General features: G+C 53.5%; 16 protein-coding genes and 3 tRNA genes. 15 read left to right on the top strand and 4 right to left on the bottom strand.

Features of this window, described 5'->3' with window-relative positions:
- The first annotated feature begins 168 nt into the window (after nucleotides 1–168).
- The 10 genes from BLP78_RS06050 (at nucleotide 169) to BLP78_RS06005 (ending at nucleotide 9,585) form a co-directional block, all read left to right on the top strand.
- Nucleotides 169–927 (top strand): YciK family oxidoreductase, encoded by a 759-nt coding sequence (locus BLP78_RS06050; RefSeq protein ID WP_090457565.1) that lies wholly within the window; start codon nucleotides 169–171, stop codon nucleotides 925–927.
- Between the two features lie 64 nt (nucleotides 928–991).
- Nucleotides 992–1,076: transfer RNA gene (locus BLP78_RS06045), tRNA-Leu, on the top strand.
- Between the two features lie 100 nt (nucleotides 1,077–1,176).
- Nucleotides 1,177–2,481 (top strand): trigger factor, encoded by a 1,305-nt coding sequence (gene tig / locus BLP78_RS06040; protein ID WP_090457563.1) that lies wholly within the window; start codon nucleotides 1,177–1,179, stop codon nucleotides 2,479–2,481.
- Entirely contained in the window at nucleotides 2,481–3,122 is a 642-nt protein-coding gene (gene clpP / locus BLP78_RS06035) for an ATP-dependent Clp endopeptidase proteolytic subunit ClpP (protein WP_090457560.1), read from the top strand. The genes tig and clpP overlap by 1 nt, the downstream gene beginning before the upstream one ends.
- A 66-nt stretch (nucleotides 3,123–3,188) precedes the next feature.
- Nucleotides 3,189–4,466, top strand: a complete 1,278-nt coding sequence (gene clpX / locus BLP78_RS06030) for an ATP-dependent Clp protease ATP-binding subunit ClpX (RefSeq protein ID WP_025041661.1) — start codon at nucleotides 3,189–3,191, stop codon at nucleotides 4,464–4,466.
- Between the two features lie 83 nt (nucleotides 4,467–4,549).
- Nucleotides 4,550–6,964: an endopeptidase La gene (gene lon / locus BLP78_RS06025; protein ID WP_090457558.1), complete on the top strand. Its 2,415-nt coding sequence runs from the start codon at nucleotides 4,550–4,552 to the stop codon at nucleotides 6,962–6,964.
- 216 nt (nucleotides 6,965–7,180) lie between these two features.
- Complete coding sequence (locus BLP78_RS06020; RefSeq protein ID WP_025041659.1) at nucleotides 7,181–7,453, top strand: HU family DNA-binding protein; 273 nt, start codon at nucleotides 7,181–7,183, stop codon at nucleotides 7,451–7,453.
- A 14-nt stretch (nucleotides 7,454–7,467) separates the two neighbouring features.
- Nucleotides 7,468–7,543 (top strand) — tRNA-Val (locus BLP78_RS06015).
- 17 nt (nucleotides 7,544–7,560) lie between these two features.
- Nucleotides 7,561–7,637, top strand: a tRNA-Asp gene (locus BLP78_RS06010).
- Nucleotides 7,638–7,698: 61 nt separating this feature from the next.
- The gene (locus BLP78_RS06005; protein WP_090457555.1) at nucleotides 7,699–9,585 is read left to right on the top strand and encodes a SurA N-terminal domain-containing protein; all 1,887 of its coding nucleotides are present in this window, start codon (nucleotides 7,699–7,701) and stop codon (nucleotides 9,583–9,585) included.
- A 24-nt stretch (nucleotides 9,586–9,609) separates the two neighbouring features.
- Here BLP78_RS06005 and BLP78_RS06000 read toward each other — a convergent pair whose 3' ends face one another.
- The gene (locus BLP78_RS06000) at nucleotides 9,610–10,392 is read right to left on the bottom strand and encodes an enoyl-ACP reductase FabI (RefSeq protein ID WP_090457785.1); all 783 of its coding nucleotides are present in this window, start codon (nucleotides 10,390–10,392) and stop codon (nucleotides 9,610–9,612) included.
- A gap of 547 nt (nucleotides 10,393–10,939) precedes the next feature.
- Between BLP78_RS06000 and BLP78_RS05990 the strand changes: the two genes are divergently transcribed.
- From BLP78_RS05990 to BLP78_RS05970, 5 genes are read left to right on the top strand one after another with little or no spacing between them, the layout of a single operon-like run.
- Complete coding sequence (locus BLP78_RS05990; RefSeq protein ID WP_090457551.1) at nucleotides 10,940–13,222, top strand: ABC transporter substrate-binding protein; 2,283 nt, start codon at nucleotides 10,940–10,942, stop codon at nucleotides 13,220–13,222.
- Complete coding sequence (locus tag BLP78_RS05985; RefSeq protein ID WP_090457549.1) at nucleotides 13,215–14,192, top strand: ABC transporter permease; 978 nt, start codon at nucleotides 13,215–13,217, stop codon at nucleotides 14,190–14,192. Before BLP78_RS05990 ends, BLP78_RS05985 begins: the two co-directional genes overlap by 8 nt.
- Before the next feature lie 21 nt (nucleotides 14,193–14,213).
- Nucleotides 14,214–15,722: an ABC transporter permease gene (locus BLP78_RS05980; RefSeq protein ID WP_090457547.1), complete on the top strand. Its 1,509-nt coding sequence runs from the start codon at nucleotides 14,214–14,216 to the stop codon at nucleotides 15,720–15,722.
- Nucleotides 15,719–17,848 carry an ABC transporter ATP-binding protein gene (locus BLP78_RS05975; protein WP_090457545.1) on the top strand — a complete coding sequence of 710 codons (2,130 nt, stop codon included), beginning with the start codon at nucleotides 15,719–15,721 and terminating at the stop codon, nucleotides 17,846–17,848. The genes BLP78_RS05980 and BLP78_RS05975 overlap by 4 nt, the downstream gene beginning before the upstream one ends.
- 9 nt (nucleotides 17,849–17,857) lie before the next feature.
- Nucleotides 17,858–19,468 (top strand): peptide chain release factor 3, encoded by a 1,611-nt coding sequence (locus tag BLP78_RS05970; protein ID WP_090457543.1) that lies wholly within the window; start codon nucleotides 17,858–17,860, stop codon nucleotides 19,466–19,468.
- A 13-nt stretch (nucleotides 19,469–19,481) separates the two neighbouring features.
- Here the strand turns inward: BLP78_RS05970 and BLP78_RS05965 are convergent, their stop codons facing one another.
- The 3 genes from BLP78_RS05965 to BLP78_RS05955 all read right to left on the bottom strand — a co-directional run bounded on the left by BLP78_RS05965 (nucleotide 19,482) and on the right by BLP78_RS05955 (nucleotide 24,249).
- Complete coding sequence (locus tag BLP78_RS05965; protein WP_090457541.1) at nucleotides 19,482–20,366, bottom strand: fructosamine kinase family protein; 885 nt, start codon at nucleotides 20,364–20,366, stop codon at nucleotides 19,482–19,484.
- Between the two features lie 33 nt (nucleotides 20,367–20,399).
- Complete coding sequence (gene argH, locus BLP78_RS05960; protein WP_090457783.1) at nucleotides 20,400–21,812, bottom strand: argininosuccinate lyase; 1,413 nt, start codon at nucleotides 21,810–21,812, stop codon at nucleotides 20,400–20,402.
- Between the two features lie 235 nt (nucleotides 21,813–22,047).
- Nucleotides 22,048–24,249: a primosomal protein N' gene (locus tag BLP78_RS05955; RefSeq protein ID WP_090457539.1), complete on the bottom strand. Its 2,202-nt coding sequence runs from the start codon at nucleotides 24,247–24,249 to the stop codon at nucleotides 22,048–22,050.
- Nucleotides 24,250–25,358: the final 1,109 nt, after the last annotated feature.

Below are 25,358 nucleotides of genomic sequence, written 5' to 3'. Positions count from 1 at the left end.
CCGCCGATTCCGGCTGGCATTGGCAAAGCTGGAGCGGCCCGCGCGCACCATCAACCAGCGGGAATTACAGCGTCATACTGACGCAGTAAGCACAATCTGGAATCGGCACCGCCTTGTAGCCTGGTTTGGGATTTGGCCAGCAGGATTTTTTAACCGATAAACCCCTCTATGAACCAATTCGAAAATTACACGCCGTCCAAGGATCTGCTCAAGAACCGCGTGATCCTTGTCACCGGGGCGGGGCAGGGAATGGGCCGGTCTGCAGCGCTGGCATACGCCGCGCATGGCGCAACCGTTATATTGCACGGACGTAATGTCAAGAAACTGGAAAGCGTATACGATGAAATCGAGGCGACGGGAGGGGCCCAGCCGTCAATTTTTCCACTTGACCTCGAAAAGGCCGAAGACAAGGATTTCGCCGCAATTGCCCAAGCCATTAAACTGCAATTAGGCCGGTTGGACGGTATTTTGCACAATGCGGCGCTCCTGTTCAGCTTGACCCCGCTCGCAGCGCAGACACTGGACCAATGGCTGGCGCTGCTGCGTGTCAATCTCATTGCCCCATTCGCATTGACGCGAGCCTGCCTGCCATTGCTGAAAGCGTCACCGGATGGAAGCGTCGTTATGACGTCGGATACACATGGTCACGCACCTGCCGCCTATTGGGGCGGCTTTGCAGTGGCCAAGGCGGCAATAGAGGCGTTGGTAAAAATTCAGGCCCAGGAATGGGAAATACTGCCAAACCTGCGCATCAACGTTTTAATCCCCGGGCCTGTGCATACACCGCAACGGGCCCGGACTCATCCTGCCGAGATCAAGCAGGACATGCCCCAGCCGCAGGATTTAATGCCATACTATTTGTACCTGATGGGCCCTGATAGTAAAGCACTCAGCGGCGAAACGATATTTTGCCGGGGCGATGCGTAGTACAGGCTGCTGTAGCTGAAAGAAAAAGGTATAATTATTCGGTACCAATGAAAAAAAGCGGCCTGCGAAAGTGGCGGAATTGGTAGACGCACCAGATTTAGGTTCTGGCGCCGAAAGGTGTGGGGGTTCGAGTCCCCCCTTTCGCACCAGGGAGTTGTAAGCGGTCTGAGCGATAGCGCATCTTGACGGCTGTCGCGTTCCCCCTGGTCGCTAACGCTGCACAATGTTATCAACCAGTCAGGAAATGCAATGCAAACGAATGTCGAAGACCTTGGTGCGCTGGAGCGCCGCCTTAACGTTTCGGTTCCTCAGGAGAAAATCGAGACGGAAATTGAAAGCCGCTTGAAGCATTTGGCACGCACGGCGAAATTGCCCGGTTTTCGGCCGGGAAAAGTGCCGCTGAAAATCGTCATGCAGCAGTATGGCCCGCAGGTGCGACAGGAAGTGATCAGCGATGTGCTGAAGAAGAATTTCAGCGAGGCTGTGCGCGAGAAAAACCTCAGAATCGCTGGCTATCCTCGTTTCGAACCCAGGCAGCCGGCAGAAAATGCGACCCAATTTGAATTCAGCGCGACATTTGAGGTCTATCCAGACGTAGTTGTGGGAGACTTGAGTGCCATTCGCGTCGAACGGCCCGTGGTCGATATCTCGCAATCCGATATTGATAATACGGTAGAGGTTTTGCGCAAACAACGCGTTCAATACGAACCTGCGGAACGGGAGGCCCAATCGGGCGATCGCATCAATATCGATTATCATGGCCGCATCGATGGCGTAGAGTTTGCAGGAGGTAAAGCCGAGAACTTTACCTTGGTGCTGGGCGAAGGAACGTTACTCAAAGACTTCGAAGAACCGCTGATCGGCATGAGTGCTGGACAGGTCAAAACATTTGAAGTTACCTTTCCGGCAGACTATCATGGTAAAGAGGTCGCCGGAAAGACTGCCGTATTTGAGGTGACTTTAAACGGGGTGGAGTCTTCAAGACTACCCGATGCCGATATGGAATTCGCCAGATCGCTGGGTGTCGCCGATGGCGATATTGAAAAAATGCGCGTCGAAATCGAGGCCAACCTCAGGCGTGAGGCGTCCCGGCGTATAAAGACCAGACTTAAGGAACAGGTCATGCAGGCGCTTCTTGATGCAACCAGCATCCAGGCTCCCAAGGCCCTGGTGGAGATGGAGCAGGAGCGCTTGATGCAGGAAGCGCGAGAGGAACTGGCGTCGCGCGGCCTGAGCGCCAAGAACTTGCCGTTGCCTGAGGATTTGCTTCTGGAAAGAGCGCAACGGCGCGTCAACCTGGGATTGATTTTGGGGGAGTTGGTAAAAAGCCACGGCCTGCATCCAAAGCCCGAGCAGGTGCGTGCGGTGGTAGAGGATCTCGCGCAGAGTTACGAAAATCCGGCGGAGGTGATCAAATGGCATTATTCCGTGCCGGATCGTCTTAATGAGGTCGAGTCGGCAGCGCTGGAAGACAACGTCGTGATGTGGGTATTGGAGAAGGTCGCAGTGGCGGATAAATCAGTGACTTTGGATGAGCTAATGGGAAGATCATAATGCAGCAACTTGACTGGAAGCAGCGTAGTCTCGAGCCGAGCGGGTTGGGCCTGATTCCCATGGTGATCGAGACCAGTGGGAGAGGTGAACGCGCATACGACATCTATTCTCGATTGCTGAAAGAGCGGGTCATATTCCTGGTGGGCCCGGTTACCGAGGGCTCCGCGAACCTGATCGTGGCACAACTCCTGTTTCTGGAGTCTGAAAACGCGGACAAGGATATTCATTTTTATATTAATTCTCCTGGCGGCTTGGTTTCTGCCGGGATGGCGATTTACGATACCATGCAATATATTAAACCCGATGTCAGCACGCTCTGCATAGGGCAGGCGGCAAGCATGGGATCGCTGTTGCTGACGGCCGGCGCCAAGGGTAAACGCTTCTGCCTCGCCAACTCGCGCGTTATGATCCATCAACCGTTAGGGGGCTTCCAGGGGCAGGCTTCAGACATTGAGATACATGCGAAAGAGATTCTGTTTCTAAAACACCGGCTGAATGAGTTGTTGGCGAAGCACAGCGGCCAAAGTATAGAGACTATCGAGAGAGACACAGACCGGGATAACTTTCTCAGTGCCGAGCAGGCGGCGAAATACGGCTTGATCGATGCTGTGCTAACTTCCAGGAGTGAAAGCACGAGTTGAAAAAGATAGGGTGGAAGTGATTGCTGGTCTACGAGCGCAACGGCTCGGATAATGCGGGATAAAACTATGTCAGAGAAAACTGGCGGTGAAAAACTGCTTTATTGTTCCTTCTGCGGCAAAAGTCAACACGAAGTGAAGAAGCTCATTGCCGGCCCATCGGTATTCATTTGCGATGAATGTATCGAGCTTTGCAATGACATCATTCGTGAGGAAATACAAGGCGCTGAAGCTGCCAAGCTTACGAAGTCGGATTTGCCGGTGCCGCATGAAATTTGCCAGATCCTCGATCACTATGTAATTGGCCAGGAACAGGCGAAGAAGATCCTGTCAGTAGCGGTTTACAACCATTACAAACGGCTGAGAAACCTGGCAAAGGCGACGGATGCCGATGAAATCGAGCTGGCGAAGAGCAATATTCTGCTTATCGGGCCGACAGGTTCGGGCAAGACATTGCTCGCGCAGACGTTGGCGCGATTGCTTGATGTGCCTTTTGTGATGGCCGACGCGACAACGCTGACCGAAGCAGGCTACGTCGGCGAGGATGTGGAAAACATCATTCAGAAGCTGCTCCAGAAATGCAATTACGATGCAGAAAAGGCGCAGCAGGGGATAGTCTACATTGATGAAATTGACAAGATTTCGCGCAAATCGGACAACCCGTCGATTACACGGGATGTTTCAGGGGAAGGCGTACAGCAGGCCCTGTTGAAATTGATCGAAGGGACCATCGCTTCGGTACCGCCCCAGGGGGGTAGAAAACATCCCAATCAAGAGTTTGTGCAGGTGGATACCACCAACATTCTTTTCATTTGCGGCGGTGCTTTTGATGGGCTCGACAAGGTAATACGCGCCCGATCCGAAAAGGGAGGGATAGGTTTTGGCGCCAATGTGAGAAGCCGCGACGGACGGAAGGACTTCGGCGAAGTATTACGAGGCGTAGAGCCTGAAGATCTGGTCAAATATGGCCTGATACCGGAATTCGTTGGACGTCTGCCCGTGGTTGCAACGCTGGAAGAACTGGATGAGTCGGCGTTGATTCAAATATTGACCGAACCAAAGAACGCGCTCATCAAGCAGTACCAGAAAATGTTTCACATGGAGGGGGGCGTCGATCTCGAATTCCGCGAGCAGGCCCTGAAAGCAATAGCCAAGAAGGCGCTGGCGCGAAAGACCGGGGCGCGTGGTTTGCGTTCCATTCTGGAGAGTGCTCTGCTGGACACGATGTTCGATCTTCCATCGCTGGAAAATGTTGCCAAGGTAGTAATCGATCATGGTTCGGTCAATGGCGATATCAAACCCATCCTGATCTATTCAGATAAGCCGAAGGTAGCCAAGAGCTGTTAATACACGTCCCGTATTTGCATTGTCCGTTGAATTTCTCCGCGGCGTCCCCATAACTCTTGTTTGTCTCTTATAGGTGAGCCGACATGTCTTCTCCAGTGAACGATCCTACTCAAATTTCATTACCGCTGTTACCGTTGCGCGATGTCGTCGTTTTTCCGCATATGGTCATTCCTCTTTTCGTTGGAAGGCCTAAATCCATAAAAGCGCTGGAAATCGCCATGGAATCCGGCAAGAGCATCTTGCTCGTGGCTCAGAAATTTGCAGCCAAGGACGAGCCGGCGCCGGAGGATCTCTACGGCGTCTCCACCGTTGCAAACCTGCTGCAGATGCTCAAATTGCCGGACGGTACCGTCAAGGTGCTGGTGGAAGGCGGCCGCCGCGCACGCATTATCAACGTAACCGACGACGGCACGTATTTTTCCGGTCAGGCAGCATTGCTGCCTCCGGATGCTATCGATAATCATGAAGTTGAAGCAATGCGACGCGCGATGCTGGCTCAATTCGACCAGTATGTAAAGCTCAATAAAAAGATTCCTCCCGAAATACTGACTTCGCTTAGCGGCATAGATGAAGCAGGGCGTCTTGCTGACACAATTGCTGCCCATTTGCCCTTGAAACTTGAGCAAAAGCAGGAAGTGCTGGAAATTTTCGATGTACCGAAGCGCCTGGAACATCTGCTGGGGTTGCTGGAAACTGAACTCGATATACTTCAGGTGGAAAAACGCATTCGTGGACGCGTCAAGCGTCAGATGGAGAAAAGCCAGCGGGACTACTATCTCAACGAGCAGGTGAAAGCTATCCAGAAGGAGTTGGGCGAGGGTGAAGATGGCGCCGATCTGGAAGAAATCGACAAGAAAATACAAGCAGCCCAGATGTCCAGGGAAGCTCGCGCCAAGGCAGAGGCAGAACTGAAAAAACTCCGATTGATGTCTCCGATGTCGGCGGAAGCCACGGTAGTTCGCAATTATATCGATGCGCTGGTCGCGCTGCCGTGGAAAAAAAGGAGCAAAATCAGCAAGAACCTCGGTGCTGCCGAGGTCGTGCTTGAGCAGGATCATTACGGGCTCGAGAAGGTCAAGGAGCGAATCGTCGAGTACCTGGCTGTGCAGCAGCGTGTGGATAAATTGAAAGCGCCCATTCTTTGTCTGGTAGGCCCTCCCGGAGTGGGCAAAACCTCGTTGGGACAATCCATTGCGCGTGCTACCAACCGCAAATTCGTGCGTATGTCACTGGGCGGTGTTCGTGACGAGGCCGAGATACGCGGTCATCGCCGCACTTATATCGGTTCGATGCCCGGCAAGATACTGCAAAACATGACCAAGGTGAGCGTCAAGAATCCCTTGTTTCTACTGGATGAAGTGGACAAGATGGGTATGGATTTTCGTGGCGATCCTTCATCTGCACTTTTGGAAGTTCTTGATCCAGAACAAAATAATTCTTTTGTGGACCATTATATCGAGGTTGAGTACGACTTGTCCGATGTCATGTTTGTCGCCACCGCGAACACGCTGAATATACCGCCGGCGCTGCTTGATCGCATGGAAGTAATCAGGTTGTCGGGCTATACGGAGGATGAGAAACTGAACATTGCCACGCGCTATTTACTGCCTAAACAGATAAAAAACCATGGATTGAAGGAAAACGAACTGGCAGTATCAGAGTCTGCCCTGCGCGATATTACGCGCTATTACACGCGTGAGGCCGGCGTGCGGGCAATGGAACGGGAAATCTCGAAAATTTGCCGTAAAGTCGTGAAGGCATTACTGCTGAAAAGTGATCAAAAGAAGATTACGGTCACAGGACGGAATCTCGACAAATATCTGGGCGTAAGACGCTACACATATGGCGTTGCGGAAGAAAAAAACCAGGTAGGACAGGTTACGGGTCTGGCATGGACCGAAGTGGGGGGCGAACTATTAACCATTGAAGCTGTGGTGTTGCCTGGCAAGGGGAAAACCATCACAACCGGAAAATTGGGTGAGGTGATGCAGGAGTCGGTTCAGGCAGCCCTCTCGGTAGTGCGCAGTCGCTCACGAGCCTTGGGTATTGCCGACGATTTTTATCAGAAGAACGATATTCATATTCACTTGCCCGAGGGCGCGACACCCAAGGATGGCCCGAGCGCAGGTATCGGCATCTGCATTGCGATGGTATCGGCTCTGACCAGTATTCCGGCTCGGGCGGCTGTGGCAATGACAGGGGAGATTACGTTGCGTGGTGAGGTCCTGCCTATCGGCGGCCTCAAGGAGAAACTGTTGGCGGCGCATCGCGGCGGCATAAAAACGGTGCTGATCCCGGAGGATAACGTCAAGGACTTGGCGGAAATTCCGGAAAACATTAAAAATAGATTGGATATTCATCCGGTGAAATGGATAGATCAGGTCCTGGATCTGGCCTTGGAGCGCAAACCGGAACCGCTTCCCTCCGCCTCACCCGTATCCGCTCCTGGTCCGGTTGCGGCCGAAGGGGGCGTAGCGAGCGTTGTTATCAAGCACTAAAGATTTCTGCCTCATGTCAGTCGATGGGGCAGAAAGCAAGCTGTATAGACCATATTTATTTTCGGCCTTTCATTTTGGATAAGATTCCTGCGTAAAATGTAGTATGAAACGTTCTCTGAAATATTTTTACAATTGCTTGACCAAGCACAAGCGGCTTGATATAAAACCGATTGCAGGGTTTTTGTAACTCTTTAACAATAACGAAAGGGGAATCACGTGAATAAATCCGAACTTATCGATGCCATCGCCAAATCTTCCGACATTTCCAAAGCCTCTGCGGGAAATGCGCTGGACGGTGCGTTGTCTGCTATTAAAGCGGCTTTGAAAAAAGGCCAAAGTGTCACCCTGGTTGGATTTGGAACTTTCAAAGTGGGGAAGCGCGCGGCCCGCACCGGCCGGAATCCCCGCACTGGCGCAGCTATCAAAATTGAAGCTACCAAGGTACCGAAATTCAGCGCTGGCAAGGCGCTCAAGGATGCAGTAAACTAGCGTCCTTTAAATCGGGGTGCTTAGCTCAGTTGGTAGAGCGTCGCCCTTACAAGGCGAATGTCGGCGGTTCGACCCCGTCAGCACCCACCAGTAGCTTTTTGATCGTTGGAGTGGTAGTTCAGTTGGTTAGAATACCGGCCTGTCACGCCGGGGGTCGCGGGTTCGAGTCCCGTCCACTCCGCCAGATTTTGGCTTAAACCAGGGCGAACGCAAGTTCGCCTTTTTTATTCATTTTCTGTCCATCAATGTTTGATTTTGTCCATAAAAAAAGACGAATCGTCCAGGTCATCCTGGCGCTCGCCACGCTGCCGTTCCTGTTCTGGGGCCTCGAATCATATCAAAGCAAGGAGGGCGAAGATCAAGTTGCGTCCGCAGCCGGCGAAAAGATCCTTCGCCAGGAATTCGATCAGGCCGTGCGCAATCAGAAGGACACCATGCGGGCTTCGATGGGAGCGGGCTTTGACGAGGCCCTGCTGGATAAACCCGAAGTGCGATCCGCAATATTGGAAGGGCTCATTCAGCAGCGCTTACTGAAGCATGAAGCATCTCGTGTGGGATTGGCTGTACCGGATGCCCAGCTTGTGGAAACAATACAAAGTATCTCTTCATTTCAAGAAGACGGAAAATTTTCCAAACCGCGCTATGAAGAACTGTTGCGTGGACAGGGGCTCAGTCCGCAAGCGTTCGAAGCACGGGTGCGCCAGGAACTGATGCGCCAGCAGTTGATCGCGCCTTACAGCGAAAGCGGCTTCATTTCCGATACGGTAGCGGAGCGGGTCCTTCGGTTGAGTGAAGAAAAGCGCGAGGTTAGCTTGGTTCAAATACGGCCGGAACAGTTTCTGGGCCATATCAAACCTGATGATGTAGCCATCAAGTCATACTATGACAGTCACCAGGCAGAATTTCAATTGCCGGAACAGGTACGGCTCGAGTATCTGGTGTTATCGCTGGATGAGCTCATTAAACAATCGCATGTCAGTACTGATGAAGCGGAGAAGTACTTCGACGAGCACCGGGGTGAGTTCGGGCAACCCGAGGAGCGTCGGGCGAGCCACATTCTTCTGAGCGCGCCCGCAACGGCGCCGGAATCAGAGCGAGCGGCCGCACGAGCCAAAGCTGAGCAGTTGCTTATGGAAATTAAAAAAGCACCGGAACGCTTTGCGGATCTTGCCAGGGAATATTCCCAGGATCCGGGTTCCGCGGCCAAAGGCGGTGACCTCGGCTTCTTTGCGCGCAACATGATGGTCAAGTCTTTTGAAGACGCGGTTTTCCAGATGAAGCTGGATGAGATCAGCAAGGTGGTCGAGACGGATCATGGTTTTCATATCATCCAGCTTTCCGCCATCAAGAACGCGGAACCGGTCAGTTTCGACAAGGTAAGAGGTCAGGTTGAGCAGGACGTGAAGAAACAGAAAGCCGAGAAGGTTTTCGGCGAAATGGCGGACGAATTCAGCAATATGGTATATGAGCAGAGCGATAGCTTGCAGCCCGCCGCCGAGAAATTCGGCTTATCCATACAGCAGAGCGACTGGACTGGAAGGAACGGCGGCCAGCCACCTTATTTCACCAACGAAAGACTGCTGCAAGCGGCTTTTTCGGACGATGTCATCAAGGATAAACGCAACACCGAGGCAGTCGAAGTTTCGCCGAACACGCTGGTTTCAGCGAGGCTATTGAATTACCGGCCAGCGACTACGCTCTCCATAACGGAGTTGAAGGATAAAATTTCCGGGCTTATCGCGCGGCAGGAAGCTGACAAGGCGGCTATCAATGAGGGAAAGCAGAAGCTCGCGCAACTGCAGGAGGGCAAAGACGGGGCCGTCAAGTGGGGCGCTACCCAGCAGATTTCCCGCAAGGAGCCCCATGGTCTTGACAACGAAACCCTGCGGGCGGTTTTCAAGGCCGACGCGACAAAACTCCCGTCCTATACCGGGATTGCGAATCCCCAAGGCGGTTTTACCTTGATTCGCGTCGAGCATGTCACCAAACCAGCCCCGCCGGAGGCAGCACAACAACAAGCTTTTGCCAGACAATTGCAGCAGTTGATTGCCCAGGAGGAGCTCTCGGCTTATCTGGCCGGGGTCAGGAAACGGTATGAGGTATCGGTGAGTAACGAGAACCTGGAGAAGTAGCAGAAAGCAAGCCGCGGTCAGCGGCTACATGATATCAAATGCGACTGTGTTAAACCCCGCATCGACATGGGTAATCTCGCCGGTAACACCGCTTGCCAGATCGCTGCACAGAAAAGCCGCGACATTTCCGACTTCCATAATGGAAACATTACGCCGTAGCGGTGATACTTTTTCGGTATAGCTCAACAGTTTTCCGAAGTTGCCGATTCCAGCCGCTGCCAGGGTTTTGATCGGGCCTGCTGAAATCGCGTTGACCCGTATCCCCTTGGGACCGAGGCTGGAAGCCATGAATCGCACATTCGCCTCAAGGCTCGCTTTGGCTAATCCCATAACATTGTAATTCGGCATAACCCTTGTCGAACCCAGATAGGTAAGTGTGAGAAGCGAGCCGTTCCGGCCTTGCATCAGTGGTATTCCAGCTTTCGCCAAGGCAGTGAAACTGTAGGAGCTCACGTCGTGGGCTATGCGGAAAGCCTCGCGATTTACGCTTTCGACATAATCCCCGCTTAGTGCCTCGCGCGGAGCGAAGGCTATGGAATGGACGATACAGTCAAGGCCATCCCAATGTTTTCCCAAGTCGTCGAAACATTGCGCAATTTCGTTATCATTTGAAACATCGCACGGGAAAAGTAAATCGCTGCCGAACTCCGCAATTACTTTTTGAACCCGCTCGCGCACCGCTTCTCCCTGATAAGTAAAAGCCAGTTGCGCGCCTTCGCGATGCATCGCTTTTGCAATGCCGTAGGCAATGGAACGATTACTCAGTAGTCCGGTGATGAGAATGCGTTTATCGGCAAGAAGTGTCATGTAATATACCTTACGAAGGTTGAATGGCGGAATGGTCCTGAATCCGGAAATGGGTCCTGGCAGCAAGCACCATAAAGGATCGAGTGACACGAAAGGCTGTTGCGGGTAAGCGCGTCAAGCTGAAAAAACCAGTCAACTGCCGGACTTTGGATTATAGCTTCAAGTCTTTCATCCTTGTAAGATCATCAAATGCCGCCTGGGTGCCGATCAGTTCTTTACCATCTCTGCGCTATACAATCGCATCGATGAAAGCTGTACTTACGGATATCGAGACACGTCTCGGTACGTCTCCGGTTTCGCAAGCGGGAAACATGACGATCGCTTTTCAGGATGAAATATCCCAAAGAAGAGCAAGTCCAAAAGCGAATGGCGCATTCCGCGTGGTAGGGGACTTTGGCAAAAACCTGCTGCAACAGGTCGCCTCCCGTACCTGCCCATGCGCACCGTCCCTTGTAATCTACGGTAAAATCGGGTGTTCATCGCGTTACACGCTATGGCATGACCATTATGTTAGCAGCGAACCACGGCCTCTTTTTCGGCGGTACTCATGAATTATCCCTCGCCCGATCCTGCCGAAACCGTTCCTCCCGGAGGAGTTATTCGACGACTCCTTAAATACCTGCTGGCCTCGTTCGCCGTTTTTATCTGCGCCTGCAGCGGCAATCCATGGAACAATCCCTATCCGGTCTCCGACTCGGAAAAAAATATTCTCTATGCCGCATTTGCAGAGCGTCCAAAGCATCTCGATCCGGTGCAATCCTATAGTTCCAACGAAATACTCATCACGGCGCAGATCTATGAGCCGCCATTGCAATATCATTATTTGAAACGCCCCTACCAGTTGATCCCATCAGCGGCGGCGGGAATGCCGGTGGCGCAATATCTCGACAAGAACGGCGTACATTTGCATGCCGATGCCGACGCAGAAAAAATCGCTTATACGATTTATGAAATTTCCATCCAGCCTGGTATTCGTTATCAGCCTCATCCTGCTTTCGCCAGAAATGAACGGGGAGATTATCGCTATCATGATCTCACTGTAGAGGCTCTGGCTGATATTCATAAACTGGGCGATCTTCGGGATACCGGTTCCCGCGAGTTGACTGCCGAGGATTATGTTTTTCAGATTAAACGGCTGGCACACCCTAGGCTGCATTCGCCCATTTTTGGCTTGATGTCCGATTACATTGTTGGACTCAAGGAATATTCCGCGACGCTACAGGCCGCCGCCGAGGCGCAGTTCAAGGAAGGGGGCAAGGATACTTATCTGGATCTGAGTAGCTATCCTCTTGAGGGCGCGGAGGTACTGGGGCCTTACACCTATCGCATCAAGATCAAGGGTAAATACCCGCAATTCATGTACTGGCTGGCAATGCCTTTTTTTGCTCCCATTCCCTGGGAAGCGGAGCGTTTTTACAGCCAAAGCGGATTATCGGAAAAAAATATCACTCTCGACTGGTATCCGGTGGGCACCGGGCCTTATATGCTCACCGAGAACGATCCCAACCGTGTGATGATACTGGAGAAGAACCCCAATTTTCATGGCGAGGCTTATCCGACCGAAGGCATGCCCGGTGATGTGGACGCGGGATTGCTGAGGGACGCGGGAGAGCTGCTGCCTTTTATCGACAAGGTGATATATAGCCGGGAGAGGGAAAGTATTCCCCGCTGGAACAAATTCCTGCAAGGCTATTACGACGCATCCGCAATCGGTTCCGATAGTTTCGATCAGGCGATCCAACTGACGGGTGGGCAGGGCGAAGCAACAGTGACCGAGGCGATGAAAGAGCAGGGTATTCGTCTGGAGACGGCGGTGGCGGCATCCACGAATTACCTGGGCTTCAATATGCTGGACCCGGTAGTGGGCGGAACAGATAAGCACGGGCGCGAGTCTGCCAGAAAGCTGCGCCAGGCCATTTCCATCGCGGTCGATTATGAAGAGTATGTTTCCATATTTGCCAATGGCCGCGGCATTCCGGCGCAGGGCCCTATCGCGCCTGGTATTGCAGGACACCGCGATGGAAAAGAAGGAATGAATCCAGTCGTGTATGACTGGGTGAACGGACGGGCGCAGCGAAAACCGATTGAAGCGGCCAGAAAACTACTGGCTGAGGCCGGCTATCCAGACGGCATGAACAGAAAGACAGGCGAGCCGCTGGTGCTTTATTTCGATGTGACCGCCCGCGGGGCGGAGGACAAATCCAGTCTCGACTGGATGCGCAAACAGTTTCAGAAACTCAATATCCAGCTCGTGGTTCGAAGTACCGACTATAACCGTTTTCAGGACAAGATTCGCAAGGGCAACGCTCAAATTTTCGAGTGGGGCTGGAATGCCGATTACCCCGATCCGGAGAATTTTTTGTTCCTGCTGCATGGTCCCCAGCAGAAGGTGGGTAACGAAGGTGAAAACGCCGCCAATTACTCCAACCCCGAATATAACCGCCTTTTCGATCAGATGAAGAATATGGAGAATGGCCCCAGGCGCCAGCACATCATCGACAGGATGGTAGATATTCTTCGTCATGATGCGCCTTGGCTGTGGGGCTATCATCCCAAGGATTACGGGCTTTATCACTCCTGGTATGGCAATGTCAAACCGAACAGATTATCGAACAATAATGTCAAATACTTTCGCATCGATGCCGAAGTGAGGAACCAGAAGCGGCGCGAATGGAATAAGCCGGTACTGTGGCCTATCGGTGGGGGATTGATCATACTCGCTATCAGCCTGCTTCCCGCTGCAATCGTTTATCGCCGCAAGGAGCGGAACGCCGGTATAAGGCGTGCCGGGCCAAATGAAGATATCGAGGTCACGCGCTTAAATGCTTAATTACATTGTAAGGCGGGTGCTTTACGCTGTCCCCATTCTCATTGGCGTCAACCTGATCACCTTCACGTTATTCTTCGTTGTGAATACGCCCGATGATATGGCACGGATGCAACTGGGTATCAAGCGTGTGACGCCCGAGGCCATCAACAAGTGGAAGCAGGAGCGTGGCTATGACAAGCCACTGATGTTTAACCATGCAGAGGATGGATTTGCAAAATTTACGCATACTATCTTTTTCGAGAAGTCGGCTGCCATGTTCGCTTTTCGTTTCGGCCCTGCCGACGACGGGCGTGATATTGCCCATGAAATCAGAACACGGATGGTGCCCAGCCTGGCCATCGCATTGCCGGTATTTCTGTTGGGGCTGGGCGTTTACATCGTCTTCGCGCTGATAATGGTTTTTTTTCGGGCTACCTACGTGGATTTCTGGGGCGTGGTACTATGCGTCGCGCTCATGTCGATCTCCAGCTTATTCTATATAATCGGCGGACAATTCCTGATCAGCAAATTATGGCACCTGGTGCCGATTTCTGGATATGGACAGGGACTGGATGCCGGCAAGTTCCTGATTCTTCCGGTCATTATCGGCGTCATTAGCGGCGCCGGAGCGAACACGCGCTGGTACCGTACCATTTTTCTGGAAGAAATGGGCAAGGATTATGTCCGTACCGCCCGTGCCAAGGGTCTGCCGGAAAGTTTCGTGCTGTTCGGGCACGTACTCCGAAACGCCATGATTCCGATACTCACGGGGGCGGTGGTGGTGATCCCCCTGTTATTTTTAGGCAGCCTCATTACCGAATCGTTTTTCGGTATCCCCGGCTTGGGCAGCTATACGATCGACGCCATCAATTCGCAGGATTTCGCGGTAGTGCGGGCGATGGTCTTTCTGGGATCGTTGCTTTATATCGTCGGCCTTATATTGACGGACATTTCCTATACCGTGGTTGACCCCAGGGTAAGGCTGGAATAATGCTGCTCCGGTAAACCAGACATGGCTTTTAAACCTGTAGTTCTCTGGACAGACGCGCTGGTCTATCTGCTTGTGGCAGTAGTACTCGTATTTGTCTGGCATGTACGGCGAAGCCCGCACCTTCTTGTGCCATGGCGGCGCGTGAGTCACAGTGCGAGCGGCATGGCAGCACTCACGGTATTGATGTTCTTTATCATTATCGGGTTACTCGATACGGTGCATTTACGTCCCGCTGTGGGAAACGCCAACAGCGGCGCCGGTGAGCAGGCATACAGCGTGGAAGTGTTGAGTCTGCTCGATCTGATCGCCACCCCGCTGCGCGTACACGTGGAAAAGACCTATTCAGCGCCCTTTGCCGCGCACCTTTACGCTCGAGAAACAGTGGAGCTCCCGGATGGCAGGCAAACACGGGAATTTCCCCGGCTGAAATTCGGCGGAGCGCATTTGCAGGATCCCGAAGCGCAGCTTATCACCGACGTTGTGTCGAGAGCCGGAGCGGGCGGAGGCCTGGGATTACTCCTCTGGTGCCTGCTGCTGGCGTCGCTGGCTGCCTGGGTGGCGCGCCGCAGTGGCGAGACCTTCATGTCGACGCTTTCCGCCATCTCGCGTGGCGCTACCGCAATCCCATGGAATGCAGTGGCTATCGTGCTCTTGCTGATACTATTGCTCAGCGGTGCCGCGCTGGCATTGTGCGGAAATTACCACATATTAGGTACCGACAAGGTAGGACAGGACGTTTTTTACCAGTCGCTCAAAAGCATCCGTACCGGACTCGTGATCGGAACCCTGACTACGTTGATGATGCTCCCTTTTGCGCTGCTTCTGGGTATTACGGCGGGCTACTTCCGGGGGTGGATAGATGATGTGATTCAATACCTCTATACGACGCTGAGTTCGATTCCGGGTGTTTTGCTCATCGCAGCGGCGGTACTGATGATGCAGGTTTATATCGAGACCCGCCCTGAGCTATTCGATACAATTGCCGCGCGGGCGGACCTGCGCCTGCTGTTTCTCTGCATCATACTCGGGGTTACGAGTTGGACCGGCCTGTGCCGTCTACTGCGCGGCGAGACATTGAAGTTGCGCGAAATGGAGTATATACAGGCGGCTCACGCGTTTGGTGTTTCCCATTGGCGCATTATCAGCCGGCACATTCTTCCTAACGTAATGCATATCGTGCTCATTACGACTGTCATGGATTTCAGCGGCCTGGTTCTCGCGGAGGCCGTATTGTCTTACGTCGGTGTCGGGGTTGATCCGTCGACGATCAGTTTTGGGACCATGATCAATGCCGCGCGGCTGGAAATGGCGCGTGAGCCGGTGGTATGGTGGGCCTTGCTCGCGGCTTTCAGCTTCATGTTCGCGCTGGTGTTGAGCGCTAATCTATTTGCCGATGCGGTACAGAATGCATTTGACCCACGCGTGAGAACCCTGTCGGTAAAAATTGGCACATTGCGGCGCAAAAAAACCGGGAAAGCGCCGAAAGCCAAACCGGTTTCCGCTGGAATCGAAGGCCCCCTTTCCTCATGAGCGCCGTGCTGCAAATCAGCAACCTTGAAACCATCCTGCATACGGAGGCAGCGCTGGTGCGGGCCGTGGACGGGCTTACGCTGCAAGTCATGAGAGGCGAGACTTTCGCCCTATTGGGCGAATCCGGCTGTGGCAAGTCCATGACTGCTTTGTCCGTCATGCGGTTACTGCCAGAGATAGGTGAAATCGTAGCGGGTTCTGTCAAGCTCGATGGAGAGGACCTTCTGCTGCTGCCGGAGACCGCGATGCGCAGTATTCGCGGAAAGCGCATCAGCATGATCTTCCAGGAGCCGATGCTGAGCCTGAATCCAGTAATGACGGTCGCACAGCAGATTGGCGAGGTCCTGCGGCGGCACTTCAATTTACGCGGCGCGGCTGCGCAAAAACGCATATACGAACTTTTGAATGAGGTAGGAATCCCCGACGCATCGCAGCGCATGAATGAATATCCTTTCCAGTTTTCGGGCGGGATGAAGCAGCGAATGATGATAGCAATGGCGTTGGCGGGTGAACCAGAGCTCCTCATCGCCGATGAGCCGACTACTGCTCTCGATGTTACCATTCAGGCCCAGGTGCTCAATCTCATGCGTGATTTGCAGCAACGTGAGGGGATGGCTATCCTGCTGATTACTCACGATCTCGGTGTGGCGGCAGAAATGGCGCATCGGGTGGGAATAATGTACGCAGGGGAAATGGTAGAGACAGCAACGCGCGAAGAATTTTTCCGCGAGCCTGCGCATCCCTACTCGCGAAAATTACTTGCCTCGCTGCCGGGGCGGGATAGACGCCGGCAGGGCTTGCGGTTGGCGGCGATCAGCGGAAATGTGCCGCCATTGTCACGCGAATTCGTAGGCTGCCGTTTTGCCGATCGCTGTGATCAGGCCTGGGGGTTATGTCATGACGTGGCGCCGGGGTGGGCGGCGCTGGCCGGCGAACATCACGTCAGGTGCCATCTTTTTAATCAGAACCTGGGATCACAAGTTAATGAGCAAGGGCTAAGGGATGCGGAGCCGGAGGTCTTGGCGCTGAACTCCGGGCGCGCGGATGAGTCCAATATCCAGATCATATCGAATCCAGAATCTCATGTTTCCCATTCATGCCTGTTGTCCGCCACTGACCTGAAAGTCTACTTTCCCATCCGTAAGGGCTTGATGAAACAGGTGGTGGGGCATGTCAAAGCGGTAGATGGCGTGTCGCTGGAAATTGGCCTGGGCAAGACGGTGGCGTTGGTGGGAGAATCGGGCTGCGGGAAGACGACAGTCGGCAAGGGTATCCTGCAACTGATCCCGTTATCCAGCGGCAGCGTGCGTTATAACGGGCTCGAATTGGTTGGGTTGGAACGCAAACGGTTGCGGAAATTACGTTCTGAATTCCAGCTTATATTCCAGGACCCGTATTCATCGCTCAATCCGAGGATGCGCATTGTCGACATTATCGAAGAGGGCATGAATGCCCTGAATGTCGAAGACAGCAAAGCAAACGATACGGCGCATCGACCTGATATCGCGAAGCGGCCTCAAGTCGATGCCCTGCTGGAAAGTGTCGGGTTGCCGCCGGAAGCAAAATGGCGTTATCCACATGAGTTTTCCGGCGGCCAGCGTCAGCGTATCGCCATCGCACGTGCTCTGGCCGTTAACCCCAAGCTGATTGTGTGCGATGAACCTACCAGCGCACTGGACGTATCGGTTCAAGCCCAGATTCTGAACCTGTTGAACGAATTGCAGGACAATCTGGGATTGGCCTATCTATTCATCACTCATAATATTTCAGTAGTTGAATATCTCGCGGATGAAGTGGCGGTAATGTATCTTGGAAGAATTGTAGAACGGGGAAGCGTGGACGAAGTTTTGATCAGCCCCAGGCATCCATATACCCAGGCTCTGATGTCGGCGATTCCCGTGATCGAGCTTGAATCGAAACGTCATATTATCCGGCTCCACGGAGACCTGCCTTCACCCGCCAACCCGCCGTCCGGTTGTCACTTTCATCCTCGTTGCCCTCACGTCATGCCAATTTGCCGCGAAATTTACCCGGCGGCAAGTTCATTCAGCCCAACGCATACCGCGCACTGTTATCTTTATCCCCAGGAACAAGACCCAGCAGCGCCTCTCGAATCACAAGCATAAGGAAACCTCATGATGGTCGGTCAGCAAGTGGCGCGGCGTCGCACGTTTGCCATAATTTCTCATCCGGATGCCGGTAAGACGACGCTTACCGAAAAGTTGCTGTTGTTTGCGGGCGCCATTCATATCGCAGGCAGCGTCAAGGCGCGAAAGGCGAGCCGGCACGCCACCTCCGACTGGATGGAGATCGAAAAGCAGCGAGGTATCTCGGTGGCCAGTTCCGTGATGCAGATGGAGTACCGCGATTGCGTCATCAATCTCCTGGATACACCCGGCCACCAGGATTTCTCCGAGGACACGTATCGCGTTCTAACCGCCGTTGACGCCGCGCTGATGGTGATCGACGCCGCCAATGGCGTCGAAGCCCAGACACTGCGTCTGCTGGAGGTGTGCCGTGCACGCAACACGCCCATTCTCACTTTCGTGAATAAAATGGATCGCGAAGTACGTGAACCGCTCGATCTTATCAATGAAATCGAACAAACGCTGGGCATGGCCGCCGTGCCTTTTACCTGGCCGATGGGCATGGGCCGCAGCTTCAAAGGCGTATTCGACCTGCAGCGCGATAGCATGCGCGTTTTTCAGCCTGGGTCCGACAGGCTGGATGATGAAGACGAGATCATCAAGGGGCTGGATAACCCGGTACTCGAAGAACGCTTTGCGGATGGCGCCGCTATCATGCAGCAGGAAATCGAACTGATACGCGGCGCTTCACCCGAATTCAGCCATGAAGCCTTTCTCGCCGGCCAGCAGACCCCGGTATTTTTTGGCTCAGCCATCAACAACTTCGGCGTGCGAGAAGTACTTGATGCGCTGGTTAATCTTGCCCCGCCGCCCGGATCGCGTATGGCCTTGCAGCGGCAGGTGCAACCGGGTGAACCCAGATTTTCAGGGGTGGTGTTCAAGATTCAGGCTAACATGAATCCAGCTCACCGGGATCGCATCGCCTTTGTGAGGATATGCTCGGGTCGGTTCGATCGCGGCATGAACCTCAGGATTGTGCGTAACGGTAAGGATATCCGCACCAACGGCGTGGTGTCGTTTCTTTCCCAGCGGCGCGACTTGCTCGATATCGCCTATCCCGGCGATATCATCGGGATCCCTAACCATGGAACACTGCAGCTGGGGGATACACTGACCGAAGGCGAGCGATTGCAATTCACGGGCTTGCCGTTTTTTGCGCCCGAAATCTTCCAGACGGTCGAGCTCGCCGATCCGATGCGTAGCAAACAGCTCAAATTGGGATTGGCACAGTTGGGCGAGGAGGGTGCGATTCAGGTGTTTCGTCCTCATTGGGGCGGGACGCTGCTGCTGGGTGCGGTAGGTACTTTGCAATTCGAGGTGGTAGCACACCGGCTCAAGCATGAATATGGCGTCGATGCCCGGCTCGCGCCTGCCAAGTACCAGTTGGCCCGATGGGTCACTGCGGACGACTCCCGCGAGCTCAAGCGATTCATCGATACCAATGCGCACCGGATAGCCTATGACGTCGTCGATGCCCCGACTTTCCTGGCTTCATATGGAGCGGAACTGAGCGTAGCAGAGGAAAGCTGGAAGTATATTCAGTTCCATCGAATGCGAGAGCATGCCGGACTATTATTCCAGACTCATCTCGACAGGTAAAATGAGTTAACGGTTAGTTGACTTCGGCAAGCAGCCTGCTGATCGCTTGCTGTGCCTGATGGAGATAGCCGTCGCCAAACAGATTGAGATGGTTCAGTATGTGATAGAGGTTATAAAGCGTTTTACGCGTTTCATAGCCGGCGTCAAGCGGATAGGCTTCCCGGTAAGCGGCATAAAACGCCTCGGAGAAACCGCCGAAAAGTTCGGTCATGGCGATATCCGTCTCGCGATCGCCATAATACACAGCTGGGTCGAATAGCACTGGCCGGGCTGCGTCATCAAAGTCATGGTTGCCGCTCCATAAGTCGCCATGCAATAGTGACGCAACCGGTTGCGGTCCTGGAAAAAAGAAATGAAGTTTCTCCAACAGTTGCTCGCCCTGCGCCTGTAGTCTTCCGGTGTAGCCATTCACGCCGGCGAGCCGCAATTGATAACCCAGGCGGTGTCTGCGCCAGAATTCAATCCAGTCGGCACAGGATTGATTGATTTGCGGGGTGGCGCCGATCGTGTTATCGCGCGTCCACCCGAATTTTCCGGAAGTAAAATGATGCATGGCGGCAAGCCCCGCGCCCAGAGCTGCCGCGCTGCCGCGAGTAGCCCTGCCCATCTCCAGATATTCCAGCACCAGCCATGCCTCGGATGTATTTCTCCCCCGGCATATCGGCATGGGAACGCGCAACGCGCGGGTATTGTGGATTTCCTGGAGACCTGCCGCTTCCGCATCAAACATCGCCAGGCTTTCGGCATTATTCAGTTTGACGAAAAATCGCTGGCCGTTGCCTTCGATCCGATGCGTTTGATTGATACAGCCGCCACCAACGGAAGAAATGGTTTCGACGGCGAATGGAATACCGGTGGAGCGACTGATCTGTGCCGAGATTTCAGACCAGGCAGGCATAAGTAGCAGGTGGCCGCTTGAAGGGCCGCTTTATCAGGATAGACATTTCCGTGCGCGGGCGATGGCCGCGCTTACCTGTGCCGGCGCCGTTCCGCCGATATGGTTGCGGCTGTTGACAGAGCCTTCCAGGGTCAGCACAGCGAAGATGTCGTCCTCGATGAGCGGCGAGAATTGTTGCAACTCCGGCAGGGTAAGTGCGCCCAGGTCCCGCCCGCTGTTATCGGCAAAGCGCACCGCCTGCGCGACGGATTCATGCGCTTCACGAAAAGGCAGCCCTTTTTTCACCAGGTAATCCGCCAGGTCGGTCGCAGTGGCATAACCACGCATCGCGGCCTTATACATTGCATCCTGGTTGACACGAACCCCTGTCAGCATGTCGGCATAGATACGCAGCGTGTCAGTGAGCGTATCTACCGTATCGAACAAGGGTTCCTTGTCTTCCTGATTATCCTTGTTGTAAGCAAGCGGTTGCGCCTTCATCAGGGTAAGCAGTGCAACCAGGTGGCCGTTGACGCGCCCCGTCTTGCCGCGTACCAGCTCCGGCACATCGGGGTTTTTCTTTTGCGGCATGATGGACGAACCGGTGCAGAACCGGTCGGCGAGATCGATGAAGCCGAACGATGGATTCATCCATAAAATCAGTTCCTCGGATAATCGGGACAGATGTGTCATGATCAGTGCCGCAGCGGCACAGAACTCGATGGCAAAATCCCGGTCGGAAACCGCATCCAGCGAATTTTCGCAAACGCCGTCGAACCCCAGTTCTTGCGCCACCCTGTCACGGTTGATCGGATAACTGGTCCCTGCCAGCGCTGCCGCGCCCAACGGCAATCTGTTCACGCGCTTTCGGCAGTCAGATAATCGTTCGACATCGCGCTTCAGCATTTCAAAATATGCCATGAGATGGTGGCCGAAGACGACCGGCTGCGCCACCTGCAAATGCGTGAAACCCGGCATCACCGTATCGGTATGTTTTTCCGCGAGATCCAGCAACGCGCGCTGCATCGCATGGATGAGGCTGATAATGTCGTCGATTGAAGCGCGCAGATAGAGCCGTATATCGGTAGCCACCTGGTCGTTGCGTGATCTTGCCGTGTGCAGCCGCTTCCCGGCATCGCCAATGAGGGCAGTCAGGCGTTTCTCGATATTGAGGTGTACATCCTCCAGTTCCAGCAGCCAGACAAATTCGCCACAGCGGATTTCCTCCCGGATCTGGCCCAAGCCAAGCTGGATGGCCGCCAGGTCATCCGCGTCAATAATGTTTGCCGCTGCGAGCATCCGGGCGTGAGCAAGAGATCCCTCAATGTCGTATTCCGCCAGGCGCCGGTCGAAACTCACCGAGGCGGTGTAGCGCTGCACCAACTCGGAAACCGGTTCGCTGAATCGGCCCGACCATTTGTTCATGCTTTTTTCAACCGGTGTGCCGGTCTTTTTTGAGGCTGCCATTGTTTCGCTCATCAGAATGGAAGTGCAAGGAAGTGCATGGCCTTGCCAGGCCGTTCTTCGTTATAGGGGTTGAAAATGACGAGTATAAATCAAAAGACCTGCCCGGGACCTTCTATAGCCATCCGCTACGTCGAAGCACGTGAGAATCTGTGATCTCCGGTATCCGTAACAAGGTCAGCAAAGAATGTTCCGCAGGAATGTTTCTTGGGGTGGTGGTAAAAAAGATCATTCAGGTTCAGAACTCAAGCGGATCTATGTCCAAGGTCCATCGCACTTTGTAGCTGGGAAGTGCGTCGAGTTTTATCCGCCATCCGGCAAGGAATTCCTGCAATTTTTTACGCGACCTGCATTGTACTAGTAAATAGCCGCGTTCCATTCCCTTCAGGCGTGACATTTGCGCCGGCACCGGATCGAATACTTCGACCTGCTTCGGCGCCTTCGCTATCGATGCCGCACTGGCGAGAAAATCCAGCGCGGCATCGATTCTGGACGCTTCGGCACGCAATAAAACCTGATAGACGAATGGTGGGAACCCCGCCGTCTTTCTTTCTTCCAGCAGCGTTTGTGCGAGCAGGTCATAATTATGCTGCCGTAGTGCGTGATACAGCGGATGGTCCGGAAACTCGGTTTGAATCAGTACTTCTCCGGGTATATCGGCACGTCCGGCTCGGCCCGCGACTTGCATCAATTGCGCAAACAGGCGCTCCGAGGCCCGGAAATCCGTACTGAACAGCGAGGCGTCGGAATTCAGGGTGACCACCAGCGACAAATTAGGAAAATCGTGCCCCTTCGCGAGAATTTGCGTCCCAACCAGAATGTCGACGCGGTGCTCCTGAATATCTTTCAGCATTCGCCCCCATGCATCTTTTCGGCTTGTGCTGTCGCGATCTATGCGCATGATTCGGGCGTCGGGAAAACGTTGGATCAACGCAGCCTCCACCCGCTGGGTGCCATGCCCGAAGGGGGCAATGTCCTGATCCCCGCATTCCTGGCAGAAGCCGGGAAATCGTTCCTGATGGCCGCAATGGTGGCAACGCAATTTTTTCTCACGCAGGTGCACGACCAGGCGGCTGGCGCAGCGGTGACAGACCGCCGTCCATCCGCATGACTTGCATAGCAGCACCGGCGCATAACCACGCCGGTTGATGAAAACCAGGCTTTGCTGGTTTAACGAAAGGCACTTCTCAAGAGCGGCGATCACAGGCTCGGAGAAGCTTTCTTTGGTTTTTACAGCTCGGGTGTCGATACAGCGGACCATCGGCAGGACAGCGTTCTTCACCGCACGCGACGGCAACCCTAACCGGAGATAGCGGCCGGACATGGCGTTGTAATAACTTTCGAGCGACGGGGTGGCGGAGCCAAGTATTACCGGCACACCGGCATATTTGGCACGAAAGATGGCGATATCTCGCGCGGAATAGCGCAAGCCATCCTGTTGCTTGAATGAGGCGTCCTGTTCCTCATCCACTATCAGCAGCCCAAGCTTTGGCAATGGCGTGAATACCGCCAGGCGAGTACCCAATATTATTTCAGCATCGCCCTGCTGCGCCTGCAGCCAGCCGGCGGCACGTTCGGAAGGGCTGAGCCCGCTATGGAGACTTACTAGCTTTACCGCGGGAAAGCGCGCACGGAAGACGGCCTCTAACTGTGGTGTCAGATTGATTTCAGGAACGAGCACCAGTGTTTGCCTCGCTTGTTGCAACAGCAGCGAAATCAGACGCAGGTATACCTCGGTTTTCCCGCTGCCGGTAACCCCGTGCAACAGCCACGTGTTGAACGCATTTATTTTTGGAGCAATCACATTGATGGCATTTTGCTGCGCGGGGGTAAGGATGGGCACCGGCGCTGTTTTGACACCGGAAGCCGAAGTTTCGAAAGGAATAATGGGTATTTCTTCAACCCACCGGAGCGCTGCCAGTTCCTTCAGGGCCTTGGGAGCCCGCTGCGAAAATTGCTTTGCCTCACTGGCGGTCATCGAACCCGATTCTCTCAGTTTTGCTAAAAGTCTTCGTTTGACGATACTGCGGGCCGGAATCGCTGAGGTGTCAGCGGCGCGCCCCGCTGCGGTGAGGCAATAGTGAAATGCAGATGGAAAATTTTGCGTAAAAGGTTTATTGCTGCGCAGCCGGGTCGGCAGCCCATTCATGACTACCTCCCCCAGAGGATGATGATAGTACTCGCTACAGAAATGAAATAGATCAAGCAATGCGGGGGGCAGAGAGGGAATATCCCGGAATATATGGGTAATATGCTTGAGCTTGACGGGGTCCACAGAAGAGTGAGTAGTCACTTCCATGATCAACCCGGTCTTCGTATTTCTTCCGAAGGGAACGCGCACGCGCCTGCCGATATCTTGCGCCGTTATCTCGGTATCCGGTGCAAGATAATCGAACAGAATATTCAGGGGAACATCAAGCGCGACGCGTACGATGGGCATGCCGGTAAGAGTGTATTGAAAACGCGTTTGAGTTTATTGGCGTTGCAAGAATCGTGGAAATACAGCATGCCAGGTTCTTGCTGATTCGGCGCAACGGCAACTTGAACATTGAGCAAAGATCCGTCCAGCCTGCTTGATAAATAAAACCTTTACGCGCATTCAGTGTTGTTCTGCTCGTTTCTCGTCCATGGGGTTTTTGGCAGCCCGTTTTGGCGGTCTACAGAGGTCAAAAGGAGGCCAAAAAAATTGTAATCGTTGCGCGCACATCCAAACAAAGCATACCGTACTTGGAACAATTCAAGGCGGATATGATCCGCGGCATGAAAAGCGGTATTCAAGGCTCATCCATGCCTAGCTATTTACTCAAAATGTCGGATTTTTTTACAGCTATTTGCGTAAAATTCGAGAATAAGTTACAAGTTATTGATATCAAATATATATAAAATTCTGGCACGGGATATGCTTGCGGAAATAACAATGCACGACCGTAGCAGAAGCTGAGCCGATGCTGCTTATGCAGTTTTGCGGTAACAGACTGAATTCAAATTTTACTTTTTTTAAGTTTCAAATAAAGATCAGTATGAGCGAAGAATGTATGTAAACCCCAACATTTTTGGCATGGAAATTGCTATACAAGATGCTCTATTGTAGTCCCGACAAACTGCTTGACTTAGGGCATCTTCGGGGATAGTCTTTATGGGGTTATGGGTATGTAACGTATTAGTAACACCGTATTCAGAAACGCAGACATAGAGAAACAGATGAAACAAGTTGGGCCGTATCGAGCAACATCCGCAGCATAAGCAACACCTGAAGTATCGAGCAACACCAGATTGAAGGACAGCAACAAATTATCGAAGCTTCCACCGGCGTAGAGTAGTTCAGGAACAGAGGTAAGTTCAGGAACGGAAGGGGCAGGATAAGCCGGTAGAGCGCGCAGCACTTGATCAACGAAACAAGGCAACAGGAGGAAACAACATGGCAACAACACTAGGAACGTCGGGTCACGCCAAAGCAAGCGGCCGGGACTACGACATGTCGGAGTGGTATGACTCGAGGTGGTACAAATTCGGGCTCATCACCATGCTGCTGGTAGCGATATTCTGGGT

Origin of the sequence: Nitrosospira sp. Nsp1 (assembly GCF_900100985.1) — a bacterium.
Lineage (GTDB): Bacteria > Pseudomonadota > Gammaproteobacteria > Burkholderiales > Nitrosomonadaceae > Nitrosospira.
The sequence above is the reverse complement of the archived record's forward strand: the minus strand, read 5'-3'. Positions and strand labels throughout refer to the sequence as shown.